General features: G+C 59.9%; 12 protein-coding genes. 10 read left to right on the top strand and 2 right to left on the bottom strand.

Features of this window, described 5'->3' with window-relative positions:
* Positions 1–7: 7 nt before the first annotated feature.
* Positions 8–1,300, top strand: a complete 1,293-nt coding sequence (cytX, locus tag ACZ89R_RS20765) for a putative hydroxymethylpyrimidine transporter CytX (RefSeq protein ID WP_123500101.1) — start codon at positions 8–10, stop codon at positions 1,298–1,300.
* Here cytX and ACZ89R_RS20770 read toward each other — a convergent pair.
* The gene (locus tag ACZ89R_RS20770) at positions 1,269–2,015 is read right to left on the bottom strand and encodes an RsiV family protein (protein WP_123500103.1); all 747 of its coding nucleotides are present in this window, start codon (positions 2,013–2,015) and stop codon (positions 1,269–1,271) included. The two genes, cytX and ACZ89R_RS20770, sit on opposite strands and share 32 nt — an antisense overlap.
* 229 nt (positions 2,016–2,244) lie before the next feature.
* On the opposite strand from ACZ89R_RS20770, the gene ACZ89R_RS20775 reads away from it, so the two are divergent.
* The 9 genes from ACZ89R_RS20775 to ACZ89R_RS20815 all read left to right on the top strand — a co-directional run bounded on the left by ACZ89R_RS20775 (position 2,245) and on the right by ACZ89R_RS20815 (position 11,676).
* Positions 2,245–2,862 (top strand): NUDIX domain-containing protein, encoded by a 618-nt coding sequence (locus ACZ89R_RS20775; protein ID WP_123500105.1) that lies wholly within the window; start codon positions 2,245–2,247, stop codon positions 2,860–2,862.
* Positions 2,853–3,305 (top strand): DUF1249 domain-containing protein, encoded by a 453-nt coding sequence (locus ACZ89R_RS20780; RefSeq protein ID WP_123500106.1) that lies wholly within the window; start codon positions 2,853–2,855, stop codon positions 3,303–3,305. The genes ACZ89R_RS20775 and ACZ89R_RS20780 overlap by 10 nt, the downstream gene beginning before the upstream one ends.
* A 111-nt stretch (positions 3,306–3,416) precedes the next feature.
* Positions 3,417–4,232, top strand: a complete 816-nt coding sequence (cpdA, locus tag ACZ89R_RS20785) for a 3',5'-cyclic-AMP phosphodiesterase (RefSeq protein WP_123500108.1) — start codon at positions 3,417–3,419, stop codon at positions 4,230–4,232.
* Positions 4,233–4,435: 203 nt separating this feature from the next.
* Positions 4,436–5,044, top strand: a complete 609-nt coding sequence (locus ACZ89R_RS20790; protein ID WP_123500110.1) for a YqiA/YcfP family alpha/beta fold hydrolase — start codon at positions 4,436–4,438, stop codon at positions 5,042–5,044.
* A 52-nt stretch (positions 5,045–5,096) separates the two neighbouring features.
* Positions 5,097–7,001 carry a DNA topoisomerase IV subunit B gene (gene parE / locus ACZ89R_RS20795; RefSeq protein ID WP_123500112.1) on the top strand — a complete coding sequence of 635 codons (1,905 nt, stop codon included), beginning with the start codon at positions 5,097–5,099 and terminating at the stop codon, positions 6,999–7,001.
* Positions 7,001–7,990: an esterase-like activity of phytase family protein gene (locus ACZ89R_RS20800; RefSeq protein WP_429544729.1), complete on the top strand. Its 990-nt coding sequence runs from the start codon at positions 7,001–7,003 to the stop codon at positions 7,988–7,990. The genes parE and ACZ89R_RS20800 overlap by 1 nt, the downstream gene beginning before the upstream one ends.
* On the top strand, positions 7,987–8,511 hold the full coding sequence (locus ACZ89R_RS20805; RefSeq protein WP_429544728.1) for a retropepsin-like aspartic protease family protein: 525 nt from the start codon (positions 7,987–7,989) through the stop codon (positions 8,509–8,511). The genes ACZ89R_RS20800 and ACZ89R_RS20805 overlap by 4 nt, the downstream gene beginning before the upstream one ends.
* 7 nt (positions 8,512–8,518) lie before the next feature.
* On the top strand, positions 8,519–10,786 hold the full coding sequence (parC, locus tag ACZ89R_RS20810; protein WP_429544727.1) for a DNA topoisomerase IV subunit A: 2,268 nt from the start codon (positions 8,519–8,521) through the stop codon (positions 10,784–10,786).
* A 176-nt stretch (positions 10,787–10,962) separates the two neighbouring features.
* On the top strand, positions 10,963–11,676 hold the full coding sequence (locus ACZ89R_RS20815; protein WP_008074671.1) for a PqiC family protein: 714 nt from the start codon (positions 10,963–10,965) through the stop codon (positions 11,674–11,676).
* A 376-nt stretch (positions 11,677–12,052) separates the two neighbouring features.
* Here ACZ89R_RS20815 and ACZ89R_RS20820 read toward each other — a convergent pair whose 3' ends face one another.
* Positions 12,053–13,579 carry an AhpA/YtjB family protein gene (locus ACZ89R_RS20820; protein WP_429544726.1) on the bottom strand — a complete coding sequence of 509 codons (1,527 nt, stop codon included), beginning with the start codon at positions 13,577–13,579 and terminating at the stop codon, positions 12,053–12,055.
* Positions 13,580–13,607 lie beyond the last annotated feature (28 nt).

Raw genomic sequence — 13,607 nt, forward strand, 5'->3', positions numbered from 1 at the left:
ACACCCCTTGAGCATCCAACCCAGCACCTACTCCCCGGATACCGCGGTGCCGATCGACAAACGTGTCTTCGGCGGCCGTGATCTGTGTTCCCTGTGGTTCTCCCTTGGCATCGGCCTGATGGTGTTGCAGACCGGCGCTTTGCTCGCACCGGGTCTGGGCCTGTCTGGCTCGTTGCTGGCGATTTTTCTCGGCACGCTGGTCGGCGTTCTGTTGCTGGCCGCCGTCGGTGTGATCGGCAGCGACACCGGCCTGTCGTCGATGGCGGCACTCAAACTCAGCTTGGGCCGTCATGGCGCGAGTCTTCCGGCGGTGTTGAACCTGCTGCAACTGATCGGTTGGGGTTCGTTCGAAATCATCGTGATGCGCGACGCTGCCAGCCTGCTCGGCGCCCGCGCATTCAGCGAAGGCAGCCTGTTGTCGAGTGCGCTGCTTTGGACAGTTTTCTTCGGTGGTTTGGCGACTTTGCTGGCCGTCAGCGGGCCACTGACCTTCGTGCGCAAGATCTTGCGCAAGTGGGGTATCTGGCTGCTGCTGGCCGCGTGTATCTGGCTGACCTGGAACCTGTTCGCCAAAGCCGACCTTGCGGCGTTGTGGGCGCAGGCCGGTGATGGTTCGATGCCGTTCGCCGTGGGCTTTGACATTGCGATCGCCATGCCGCTGTCCTGGCTGCCGCTGATTGCCGATTATTCGCGGTTCGGCAAGCGTGCGAAAAACGTCTTCGGCGGTACGGCGCTGGGCTTCTTTATCGGTAACTTCTGGCTGATGAGCCTGGGCGTGGCCTACACCCTGGCGTTCGCGCCGAGCGGCGAAGTGAATGCCTTGCTGCTGGCATTGGCCGGTGCAGGCCTGGGGATTCCATTGCTGCTGATTTTGCTGGATGAGTCGGAAAATGCCTTTGCCGATATTCACTCGGCGGCGGTATCCAGCGGGATTCTGTTGCGCTTGAAAGTCGAGCATCTGGCCTTGGCCATCGGCGTCATCTGCACGCTGATCGCCTGCCTGGCGCCATTGGCCCAGTACCAGAACTTCCTGTTGTTGATCGGTTCGGTGTTTGCGCCGCTGTTCGGCGTGGTGCTGGTGGATCATTTCATCCTGCGCAGGCGCAGCGCTCACGTAGTGTCAGCTGCATTGCGCTGGCCAGCATTGCTCGCCTGGTTGGGCGGGGTGAGCACCTATCATCTGCTGGCCAATCTCTATCCGGACATCGGCGCAACCCTGCCGTCGCTGGTACTGGCAGGGTTGCTGCAACTGCTGCTCGGTCGGGCCTTCAGCTACGGCCGGGAAACAGTTCAGGCTTGAGAATACCGTTCAGGCGCGGGTAGGGGATCTTCAGTTCGACGTGGCCCAATGCGTAAGGCGCAAGGGTACTCACTTCGTACTTGAGGATCACCCCGCCGTAGGTCAGCGCCACATTCTGGGTTTTCACGAAGGGCCAGCTCTTCACGAACTCCGGTTCCTGATCGAGCTTGGTGCTGATCAGCCAGCTGTTGTGCGCCACTTGGGCGGCTTTCCAGAACGCCTCTTCCTGTCCCGGGATCAACATGTCCGAGAGGGTCAGCACTTTATGCTGTTGACGTGAATAGTTGATAAAACCGCGGCCCGGCGTGCCATGGGCTCCGCCGGTGTCCAGGTAGCTGGATAATTCAACGATCACCAAGCCGTCATGCTGCTCACGTACCTTGGCTTGCAGGTAACTGCTGTAGCGCGGCCCGGCACTGCTCAAGAACTGCTCGCGATACGCCGCCAGCGTTGGCGCTACGGGGGCTTCGGGTGAGGTGCGGGTCATTTGCAACAGGCGTTTTTCGATGATGCCGTCAAGTGCAGGCTCATCGGGGAAACGCAGCGTATCGATATTCACCAACGGGCATTCAGGGTTGGCACAGCCTGGTTTCAACTGTTCCGATGCGTCGCGGGTAGTTTCCAGCGGCGCCCGATAGTTGGGCTGGAACAAACTCTGGCAGGCGCCCAGGGTCAGGGCGATGGCGGCCACGGAGGCGATTTTAAAAAGCGACATGGGCGTCCTTCATAAAACAGGGAAAGGCGAAAAGTTACCCGCTTCGACTCTCAACGAAGCAGTCAGTTCGCCACTAAGCTAATTAGAGTTGGTTTCGCCCTCACCGTCTATCCCGCTGACTGGAAAGGGGCTGCATCAAACATCGCGGGCGCGTTAGGATGGCGCGAAGTCGAGGTTGCAAGTAACAAAAAGGAGCCTCGTAACGGATTTGTAGTAAACGAGGATTGTCATGACTGATTTTGCCAACGCCATTCCGACCGCCGTTGATATCGTTCGGCGCGAAAAGTGCTACGAGGGTTTCTACAAGCTCGACCGCGTGCACTTGCGTCACGAATTGTTCGCCGGTGGCATGAGTCGCGAGATCAATCGTGAACTGTTTGTTCGCCATGATGCGGTGTGCGTGCTGCCTTACGATCCGCAGCGCGATGAAGTGGTGTTGATCGAGCAGTTTCGCGTCGGCGCCATGGGCAAGATCGATAACCCGTGGCTGATCGAACTGGTCGCCGGTCTGATCGACAAGGATGAAGTACCGGAAGAAGTTGCTCACCGCGAAGCGCAGGAGGAAGCTGGGCTTGTATTCGGGGCGCTCTGGCCGATGACCAAATATTTTCCATCGCCGGGCGGCAGTAACGAATTTGTGCATTTGTACCTGGGGCGTTGCGAGACAACCGGGGTTGGCGGCCTGCATGGGCTGGAGGAAGAGGCAGAAGATATTCGCGTCACGGTCTGGGCGTTCGAAGATGCCCTGCAAGCCGTACGCGACGGACGTATTGCCAACGCGCCAAGCATCATTGCCTTGCAATGGCTGGCTTTGAACCGCGTTGAAGTGAGGGGGTTATGGTCGTAAACAAGCTGCGCGATCGCTACCGGATCGACCTCGTGGGGCTGCAAGCCTCCTGCGAGGCCAACTACGCGCGCCTGATGCGACTGCTACCGGATATGCGTAGCGAACCGGAGGCGCGGCGCATCGCCGTCACCCATGGCGACCAGATGCTGGGCGTGCTGGCCCTCGAAGTGCTGCAGGTCTGTCCGTACACCACGACCCTGCAAATACGCCAGGAACACAGCCTGCCGTGGCTGCCGGTGCCTCAACTGGAAGTTCAGGTGTATCACGACGCGTGCATGGCCGAAGTGGTCAGCGCTGAACATGCACGACGCTTCCGGGGCATCTATCCTTACCCGAACGCCGCAATGCATCAGCCGGATGAAAAGGCTCAGCTCAATCTGTTCCTGGGGGAATGGCTGAGCCATTGCCTGGCTTGCGGTCACGAGTACGCCGTTGTGCGCTAAGAGCCCTGTGTAGTTGTGAACTGCGTCCGGTTCACAGATTTCCTCTTTTGATCGTCCCCCAGCATAATTGCGGCACTTACCCATCCCGTGATCACGCCTTGGGAGAACGCCTTGCCGAGCGTATCCACATTGACTACCGCCGATCCGGCGTTGCTGGTGCAACTCTCCGACAGCCATCTGTTTGCCGAGGCGAACGGGACATTGCTGGGCATGAATACCCGCGACAGCCTGCAACAGGTCATTGAGCTGGTATTGAAGCAGCAGCCGCAGATTGATCTGATGATTGCCAGCGGCGATCTTTCCCAGGACGGGACACTGGAGTCGTATCAGCTGTTTCGTGACCTGACCCGGCAGATCGATGCGCCGGCCCGCTGGATTCCCGGTAATCATGACGAGCCGCAGATCATGGCCGAAGCAGCGGTGCAAAGTGCGCTGCTGGAGCCGGTGGTGGACATCGGCAACTGGCGGGTCACGTTGCTCGATTCGGCGGTGCCAGGGTCGGTGCCGGGGTATTTGCAGGATGAGCAATTGCAGTTACTCGCTCGCTCGTTGAGTGAGGCACCGGAGCGGCATCATCTGGTGTGTTTCCATCATCATCCGGTATCGATCGGGTGTGCCTGGATGGAGCCCATTGGCTTGCGCAATCCAGAAGCGTTGTTTGCGGTGCTGGATCGCTTTCCACAGGTGCGAGCGGTGTTGTGGGGGCATGTGCATCAGGAAATTGACCAGGTGCGCAACGGTGTGCGCCTGATCGCATCACCCTCGACCTGCATTCAGTTCGAGCCGGGCAGTGATGATTTCAAGGTGAGCGAGCAGGCGCCGGGGTATCGATGGTTGCGGTTGTTGCCGGATGGCCAGCTCGAAACAGGCGTTGAGCGTGTCACCGGTTTCGATTTTCAAATCGATTACGGCTCTAACGGCTACTGATTTATTTGTCATTTCCAAAGACCGAGGCGCGGCCATCGCGGGCAAGCCCGCTCCCACAGGGGATTTGTGAGCGCCTAAGATCCTTGTGGGAGCGGGCTTGCCCGCGATGGTGTTCGCTCAGGCAACCTGATTTCCACGCATATCCCCGATTTTCCCGACACCCTGTAAACTGCGCCTCTTTACCCGACGCACAGGGAGCTCAAATGTCCGGTTCGATCCTTTATATCCACGGTTTCAACAGCGCGCCGGCGTCGAAAAAGGCCTGTCAGTTGATTAATGTGATGGAACGGCTGGGCTTGAGCGATCAGTTGCGTGTGCCGGCCTTGCATCACCATCCCCGCGAGGCCATCGGTCAGCTGGAGCAGGCGATTGCCGAGCTGGGGCGGCCACTGCTGGTCGGCAGCTCACTCGGCGGCTACTATGCGACTCACTTGGCCGAGCGCCATGGCTTGAAAGCCCTGTTGATCAACCCTGCCGTCAGCCCACACCGGATGTTCGACGGGTTCCTGGGAACGCAGAAAAATCTGTACACCGATGAGACTTGGGAATTGACCCACGACCACATAACGGCCCTGGCCGAGCTGGAAGTGCCGGCGCCCAAGGATCCGCAGCGGTTTCAAGTATGGTTGCAGACCGGCGACGAAACGCTGGATTATCGCCTCGCCCAGCAGTATTACCGGGCCTGCGCCTTGCGCATCCAGGCGGGCGGCGACCATAGTTTCCAGGGTTTTGCCGAGCAATTGCCGGCAATGCTGAGTTTCGCCGGCATCGGCGCAGATTTGTATCAGGCGATTGATTTCACTGCACTGTGAGTCGTCGCCTCTTTTTCACAGAACACTTTTTACAGGCGGACGACGAGACCCCATGGCCACTCCCAGCGCTAGCTCTTATAACGCAGACGCCATCGAAGTCCTCTCGGGCCTCGACCCGGTGCGCAAACGCCCCGGCATGTACACCGACACCAGTCGGCCGAACCACCTCGCCCAGGAAGTCATCGACAACAGCGTCGACGAAGCCTTGGCCGGGCATGCGACATCGGTACAGGTCATCCTGCATGCCGATCACTCCCTGGAAGTCAGCGATGACGGCCGTGGCATGCCGGTGGACATTCACCCTGAAGAGGGTGTGTCGGGTGTCGAGCTGATCCTCACCAAGCTTCATGCGGGCGGCAAGTTTTCCAACAAGAACTACCAGTTCTCCGGCGGTCTGCACGGGGTGGGTATTTCTGTGGTCAACGCCTTGTCGACCGAAGTCCGGGTGCGTGTAAAACGCGACGGCAACGAATACCAGATGACTTTCGCCGACGGTTACAAAAAGACCGAGCTGGAAGTGGTCGGCACCGTCGGCAAGCGCAATACCGGCACCAGCGTGTTCTTTGCGCCGGACCCGAAGTATTTCGATTCACCGAAATTCTCCATCAGCCGCCTCAAACACGTGCTCAAGGCCAAAGCCGTTCTGTGTCCGGGGCTGCTGGTCAGTTTTGAAGACAAGGCCACCGGCGAGAAAGTCGAATGGCATTACGAAGACGGCCTGCGCTCCTATCTGGTGGACGCGGTCAGCGAATTCGAACGCCTGCCGGACGAGCCGTTCTGCGGCAGCCTGGCCGGTAACAAAGAAGCGGTCGATTGGGCGTTGCTGTGGTTGCCCGAGGGCGGCGACAGCGTTCAGGAAAGCTACGTCAACCTGATCCCGACAGCCCAGGGCGGTACGCACGTCAACGGTCTGCGTCAGGGCTTGCTCGATGCGATGCGCGAGTTCTGTGAGTTCCGCAGCCTATTGCCGCGTGGCGTGAAGCTGGCGCCGGAAGACGTCTGGGAGCGTATCGCGTTCGTCTTGTCGATGAAGATGCAGGAACCGCAATTCTCCGGTCAGACCAAGGAGCGCCTGTCATCCCGTGAAGCGGCGGCCTTTGTTTCCGGTGTGGTCAAGGATGCCTTCAGCCTGTGGCTCAACGCCAACCCGGAAACCGGCATGCTGCTGGCGGAACTGGCGATCAACAACGCCGGCCGTCGTCTGAAGGCCAGCAAGAAGGTCGAGCGTAAACGCATTACCCAAGGGCCGGCACTGCCGGGCAAACTCGCTGACTGCGCCGGGCAGGACCCGATGCGCTCCGAGCTGTTCCTGGTGGAAGGTGATTCCGCCGGCGGTTCGGCCAAGCAGGCGCGGGACAAAGAATTTCAGGCGATCCTGCCGTTGCGCGGCAAGATTCTGAACACCTGGGAAGTCGACGGCGGTGAAGTGCTGGCCAGCCAGGAAGTGCACAACATCGCCGTGGCCATCGGTGTCGATCCGGGCTCGGCGGACATCGCCCAGCTGCGTTACGGCAAGATCTGCATCCTCGCCGACGCCGACTCCGACGGTCTGCACATCGCCACATTGCTGTGTGCCTTGTTCGTCCAGCATTTCCGTCCGCTGGTGGATGCCGGTCACGTCTACGTCGCCATGCCGCCGCTGTACCGTATTGACCTGGGCAAAGAAATTTACTATGCCCTGGACGAGGCCGAGCGCGATGGCATCCTCGATCGCCTGGTAGCCGAGAAGAAACGCGGCAAACCACAGGTCACCCGATTCAAAGGTCTGGGTGAAATGAACCCGCCGCAGTTGCGCGAAACCACCATGGACCCGAACACTCGGCGTCTGGTGCAGTTGACGCTGGAAGATTTCGACGCGACCTCGGAAATGATGGACATGCTGCTGGCGAAAAAACGCGCTGGTGATCGCAAGTCCTGGCTGGAGTCCAAGGGCAACCTGGCCGAGGTTCTGGGCTGATGCGATTTGGCTGGGCCCTGGCGTGTGCGTTGCTGCTGACCTCGGTAACGGTTTCGGCGGAGCCTGCGCCCGAGCTGCGCCTGTTATCCGAGCATGCCGTCGACGGCATGCGCGGCGGCAATCTGTCGGGGCTGGCCCAGTGCGGCAAGGACCTGTGGACTGTTTCGGATCGGGACGATGATCAAATCTATCGCCTCGACACCCGCAACAACACCTGGCAAGCCGAAACCGTGCGCATCGACGTACCCGTGGCGCCCGATAGCGGTTTGCCTTGGGGCTTGCGTTCACGGACTTGGGTGGCATCGTTCGTGCGGGGCGGGAACCTGGATTTCGAAGGTATCACCTGCGACAGCGCCGGCAATCGTTACATCGTCAGCGAAGCGCACGCCGCGGTGCTGCAAGTTCCGCCAATCGGGCCTGCGTCCTGGCTGAAAATCTCGCCGATGCTGGTACGCGAAGCACGGGCCAGCGGCATGCTGCTGCACTTCAATGCATTGTTCGAAGGGCTGGCGATCAATCCGGCCGGTGACACGCTGTGGCTGGCCGCCGAACGTGAGCGCCGCGGTTTGCTGATGATCAAGCGCCAGCAAACGGTCTGGGACTGCAAGGGGGGGTGTGTGCTGCTGAGTGAAGCCGGGGTGGAGATGCAACCAGCGCAGTTTCCCAAGGCCAGAACGCGCTCCCGGGATCTTGCCGATCTGTCATTGTTCGACGGCAAGCTGTTTACCCTTGAGCGCAACGTCTTTCAGGTTTGCCGCCGTGATGCAGCGACAGCCAAGGTGGAGCGCTGCTGGTCGTTTGCCACCGAGGCCTTGCAGGAAAACCGTCGTTATCCACAGCCCTTCGGGCTGGCGGAAGCGTTGATCGTGGACGCCGATGGCGCCTGGGTCGGTATCGACAACAATAATGGTGCGCGCGTCGACGGCGAGAAACGCCCGATTGTCTGGCGCTTTGCCGCGCCTGAAGGTGGCTGGAGTGCCAAGCCATGAGTCAACAACCGCCAGGCAAACGCGCCGGTCGAGTATTGATGGTACTGGCCTGGTGCGCGGCGTTGTTTCTGGCAACACGGTTTTTCGGTCAATGGGAAGAGCGCCAGCAAAACCCGAATGGGGTGGTCAGCTCCGAACAGGGCGAAGGTTTTATCGAAGTGAAGCTGATCAGTAACAGTCAGGGGCATTTTGTCGCCACTGGCCAGATCAACGGCCAGCCGGTGGATTTCATGCTCGACACCGGCGCGACCGATGTGTCGATCCCGGCCGAAATGGCCGAGCGACTGAAACTGGAAAAAGGCTTCGGGGTGACCCTGAGCACGGCCAATGGCTTGAGCGAGGGTTATCGAACCCGGCTCGACCGCCTGCAATTGGGCGACATCGTGCTGCGTGACGTTCGCGCGCTGGTGGCGCCCGGTTTGCACGGCAATCAGGTGCTGCTTGGTATGAGCGCACTGAACAAACTTGAATTTACCCAGCGCGGTGGCACCATGCTGCTGCGCCAGACAACGAACCGATGAGGCCCGCATGAGCGACTCCCTTGATCTCAGCCTGGACGGTGTAGAACGCCGGTCACTGGCTGACTTCACCGAAAATGCCTACCTCAACTACTCCATGTACGTGATCATGGACCGTGCCTTGCCGCATATCGGCGACGGCCTGAAACCGGTACAGCGGCGCATCATCTATGCGATGAGCGAGTTGGGGCTGGACGCCGATTCCAAACACAAGAAGTCGGCGCGTACCGTCGGTGACGTGCTCGGTAAGTTCCACCCGCACGGCGACTCGGCGTGCTACGAAGCCATGGTCCTGATGGCCCAGCCGTTCAGCTACCGCTACACGCTGGTTGACGGCCAGGGTAACTGGGGTGCGCCGGACGATCCGAAGTCCTTCGCCGCGATGCGGTACACCGAAGCGCGGCTGTCGCGTTATTCCGAAGTGCTGCTCAGCGAACTGGGCCAGGGCACCGCGAACTGGGGGCCGAACTTCGACGGCACGCTGGAAGAACCTTTGGTGTTACCGGCCCGTTTGCCGAACATCCTGCTCAACGGTACCACCGGTATCGCCGTGGGCATGGCCACCGACGTACCGCCGCATAACCTGCGCGAAGTCGCGACCGCTTGCGTGCGCTTGCTCGATGAGCCTAAAGCCACGGTCGAGCAGCTCTGCGAACACATCCAGGGCCCGGATTACCCGACCGAAGCGGAAATCATCACGCCGCGCACCGACCTGCTGAAAATCTACGAAACCGGCAAGGGCTCGGTGCGCATGCGCGCCGTGTACCACATTGAAGACGGCGATATCATCGTCACCGCGCTGCCGCACCAGGTGTCCGGTGCCAAGGTGCTGGAACAGATCGCGGGCATGATGCAGGCCAAGCCCTCCAAGGCTCCGCAGATCGCTGACCTGCGCGACGAGTCCGACCACGAAAACCCATGCCGGATCGTGATTATTCCGGGTGCACGCAAAAACTTCGATCACGACGCGCTGATGCAGCACCTGTTCGCCAGCACCGAGCTGGAGTCGAGCTATCGGGTCAACATCAACATCATCGGTCTGGACGGCAAGCCGCAGTTGAAAAACCTGCGGGCCTTGCTGGTCGAGTGGCTGGAGTTCCGGGTGCAGACCGTGCGTCGTCGTCTGCAATTCCGCCTGGACAAGGTTGAGCGTCGCCTGCACCTGTTGGACGGTTTGTTGATCGCTTACCTCAATCTGGATGAAGTGATTCACATCATCCGCACCGAGGAACACCCGAAAGCCGCACTGATCGAGCGTTTCGCCCTGAGCGAAATCCAGGCCGATTACATCCTCGACACCCGTTTGCGTCAGTTGGCGCGACTGGAAGAAATGAAGCTGCGTGCCGAGCAGGATGAACTGCTCAAGGAACAGGCCAAGCTGCAAGCCCTGCTGGGCAGCGAAGCCAAGCTGAAAAAGCTGGTACGCACCGAGCTGATCAAGGACGCCGAAACGTATGGCGACGACCGTCGCTCGCCAATCGTCGAGCGTGCAGAAGCCAAGGCCTTGACCGAGCACGATCTGCTGCCGAACGAGAAAGTGACCGTAGTTCTGTCGGAAAAAGGTTGGGTTCGCTCTGCCAAGGGGCACGAAATCGACGCCACCGGGCTTTCCTACAAGGCCGGGGATGGTTTCAAGGCCTTAGCGCCCGGTCGCTCCAACCAGTTTGCAGTGTTTATCGACTCCACTGGTCGCAGCTATTCGGTGGCTGCACACACGCTGCCCTCGGCCCGTGGCCAGGGCGAGCCGCTGACCGGCCGCCTGACGCCTCCGCCAGGGGCGAGTTTCGAATGCGTGCTGATGCCTGAAGACGATTCGCTGTACGTGATCGCCTCCGACGCCGGTTACGGATTCGTGGTCAAGGGTGAAGACCTGCAGGCCAAGAACAAGGCGGGCAAGGCCCTGCTGAGTTTGCCGAACAACGCCAAAGTGATTCTGCCGCGCCCGGTAGCCGATCGTGAGCACAACTGGCTGGCCTCGGTGACCACCGAAGGTCGCCTGCTGATTTTCAAAATCAGCGATCTGCCACAATTAGGTAAAGGTAAAGGGAATAAGATCATCGGAATTTCCGGTGAACGTGTTGCCAGTCGCGAAGAATATGTCACGGACATTGCCGTTTTGCCGGAGGGTGCCACTTTGGTGCTGCAGGCCGGAAAACGTACCTTGTCACTGAAGGCGGACGACCTCGAACACTACAAAGGTGAGCGTGGACGTCGCGGTAACAAACTGCCACGTGGCTTTCAGAGGGTTGATGCGCTGTTCGTCGAAAACCTCAATTAAGCGTCCTAGAGCGCTCGATCTACGATTTAAAGCGTAGATCGACGCTTTGCCGCTGGAGTCGGAACGCATATTCACGGATGATATGGCCTTTCAAGCGCCGGCGTAGCCGAGCGTTCTTCATATTTTTTGAGTATTTTCACTGTGGTTAGCCTTGTGGCAGCCACCTGGATGGGACGATGACTGCTCTGCGCCTTCCTTTTATTTTGATGCTCGCCGGCGTACTTGGCCTGGCGGGTTGCAGCGTTCACCAACCGGTGTCGCTGTATCAGCTGGACAGCGGAAGTCCGGCTCAGCCTGCGCAAAGCGCTGGCATGGCGGTATTGCTGGGCCCGGTAACGGTTGCCGACTACCTGCAACGCGAAACCTTGTTGCAGCGTCAGCCCGATGGCAGCCTGCAAGCTTCGGCTGATGGTCGTTGGGCGGGTAGCCTGTCTTCCGACATCGATCAGCTGTTGCTGCGTCAGGTCGCCGGCCATCTGGACAGCCAGCGCGTTGTCCTGGCACCGGCGACATTAGGCTTCACGCCGGATGTTCAGGTGCTGCTGACGATCACGCGTCTGGACTCGGGTGCATCGCAACCGGCGATCCTTGATGCCCAATGGCGGCTGATTGACCGTCGTGGTCAGGTGCGTGATAACCGCATCATTCATCTGCAGGAACAGCACACCGGCGGGACTGCGGCTCAGGTTCAGGCTCAGGGTGTGTTGCTGCAGCGTCTGGCCGAGCAGCTGTCGACGGCGCTCAAGCCACTGGCGAACCAGCCGCCGATCGCCGAAGCACCTCGCAAGCCAGCTGCCAAACCTGTGACACCGGCAGCAGAACCGGAGAAGCAGCCGAAAATCCCGATGGCTTCGCCGATTCGCACGGATATGGAAGTGTTCAGGTTCTAAGCCTGGATTGATCCAAAGCAAAGCCCGCCATTGATGCGGGCTTTGTTGTTTCTGCGGAATGAAATCTTCAGTGCTTCTGATGGCCTCTTCGCGAGCAAGCCCGCTCCCACAGGGATTTCTGTCGTACACAGGTTTTTTATTCGCAGAGGTCAATGTGGGAGCGGGCTTGCCCGCGAAGGCGTCGGGACAGGCAACAAAAAGCCCAGATCAAAAGATCGCAGCCTTCGGCAGCTCCTACAGGGACCGTGTAGACCGCGGCCTTGCAGGTGCATGCGTTTGTAGGAGCTGCCGAAGGCTGCGATCTTTTCAGACGGTCACCAAAAAGCCCGTAGACAATCACTCATCTGCGGGCTTCTTTATAGCGGGGGGCTAGCGTTTACGCCCGGCGCTCGTGCATCCGTGCCAGTTGCCGTTCCAGCATCGACGGATAAGGCTCCATCAAACGCTCTACGCAACATGCACCTTCAGGGCTGGCGATCGGGCGGATCCGCGCACGCTGGCGAATCAGCGCGTCGTCACTGATCTTGCGTTCAACCAGCAGCAGGTTGCGGCTGTGTTGCGACAGGGCCAGTGCATCCTGAGCGGTTTCAGTCAGCAGCAAGTCGATCTGGCTCATGCCGAACAACTCGTCACCCAGCGTCAGACCCAGCTGCAATTGCAGGGTGATGCCGCTGTCGGCGACTTCGATCTGCAACTGATGACCCAAGGCGCGCAGCAACTCACCGCAGCAGATGGCGTTGGTCAGGTAATCGTCGCCGCTGTCTTCGGTGTGGAACAGCATCAGCGTGCTGCCATCATTCAATGTGTGCAGCTCACTCTGGTAAAGCGACGCAGCCTGATCGAGGCAATCGCGATAGCGCTTCAGCAGCTCTTCCAGGCGTGCGCGGGGCAGGCGGCGCAATTGATCTTGCGCACCCAGCTGCACGGCCAGTACTGCGCTGTGCTGCGGCAGATTCGATACCTGCGGCTTTACGACTGGTTTCGGTGCGCTGTCTGTCGAGTCATCACGCAGGTCGGCAAACGGATCTTCGTCATCATCGTCTTCGACGGTGCTGACAATGCGCCGCGGCGCAGGCTTGAGGCCGGCGACAGGCCTGGTTTCGTCGAAACTCGGATCGCGCAGGTTGCGCACTTCGAAGGCCGGATCGGTTTCGTCGTCGTAATCGCTGTCGTCGAACTCAGGTTCTGGCACGGGCTCGGGCTCGGCAGGCTCCGGCGCGAAGTTGGCGTGCAGCTGGCGAGCGAGGTCGCCAACTTCATCCTGGCGCTCGGTGGCCGGGGTGTATTCGTCGATATTGCGCAGCCACACTCGCAGTTGCATCAGCGGTGTGGAGAGATTGCGCCCCAGGCGCAGACTCAAGGCCAGGGACAGCGCCAGCAGAATCGCACTCAGAATGCCCATGCTTTGCAGGCTGATGGTCATCGGCTGCTGAAACTGGTCCATGTCCAGGCTGATGCGCAGTTGCCCGGCGGTCACGTCCTGAAAGGTGATCTTGCTCTGGTACATGCCCTCGGCTTCGCCCAGCAGGCTATGCTTGGGGCGCTGACCGGCTTCGGCGAGGATGCGGTTATCCACACTGTAGATGGCGGCGTGGGCCACCAGTTTGTTCTTGGTCAGGTTGTTGAGCAGCACGTTCAGGCTGAGGATGTCATTGGACACCAACAGTTCCGTGGCCGAGGTCGCGGTCTGGGTGGTCAGGCTTTCGCCCAGGGCATCCGCCTGCTCGTGCATGGCCTGCTTGAACTGCAAACCCATCACACAGGCATAGATCACCAGGGCCAGAGCGACCAGGATCACGTTATGGCTGGCAATGCGCAATGCGATCGGTACACGGCGATGACGCAGTGCCCGGAAGATCAGCAGAAAGAAGTTATCGGTTTTTACTGGCGTGGGCCGGTTCACTTGAGCTCGGCTCTTTGTCCGTGAAGTT

This window comes from Pseudomonas sp. TE3728 (assembly GCF_056279145.1).

What these genes read in the sequence shown, in the direction of transcription:
- ACZ89R_RS20780 (WP_123500106.1), top strand. Translation starts at nt 2,853, where the DNA reads ATGGTCGTAAACAAGCTGCGCGATCGCTACCGGATCGACCTCGTGGGG.
- ACZ89R_RS20805 (WP_429544728.1), top strand. Translation starts at nt 7,987, where the DNA reads ATGAGTCAACAACCGCCAGGCAAACGCGCCGGTCGAGTATTGATGGTA.
- ACZ89R_RS20815 (WP_008074671.1), top strand. Translation starts at nt 10,963, where the DNA reads ATGACTGCTCTGCGCCTTCCTTTTATTTTGATGCTCGCCGGCGTACTT.
- ACZ89R_RS20770 (WP_123500103.1), bottom strand. Translation starts at nt 2,015, where the DNA reads ATGTCGCTTTTTAAAATCGCCTCCGTGGCCGCCATCGCCCTGACCCTG.
- parC (WP_429544727.1), top strand. Translation starts at nt 8,519, where the DNA reads ATGAGCGACTCCCTTGATCTCAGCCTGGACGGTGTAGAACGCCGGTCA.
- ACZ89R_RS20790 (WP_123500110.1), top strand. Translation starts at nt 4,436, where the DNA reads ATGTCCGGTTCGATCCTTTATATCCACGGTTTCAACAGCGCGCCGGCG.
- ACZ89R_RS20775 (WP_123500105.1), top strand. Translation starts at nt 2,245, where the DNA reads ATGACTGATTTTGCCAACGCCATTCCGACCGCCGTTGATATCGTTCGG.
- parE (WP_123500112.1), top strand. Translation starts at nt 5,097, where the DNA reads ATGGCCACTCCCAGCGCTAGCTCTTATAACGCAGACGCCATCGAAGTC.
- ACZ89R_RS20800 (WP_429544729.1), top strand. Translation starts at nt 7,001, where the DNA reads ATGCGATTTGGCTGGGCCCTGGCGTGTGCGTTGCTGCTGACCTCGGTA.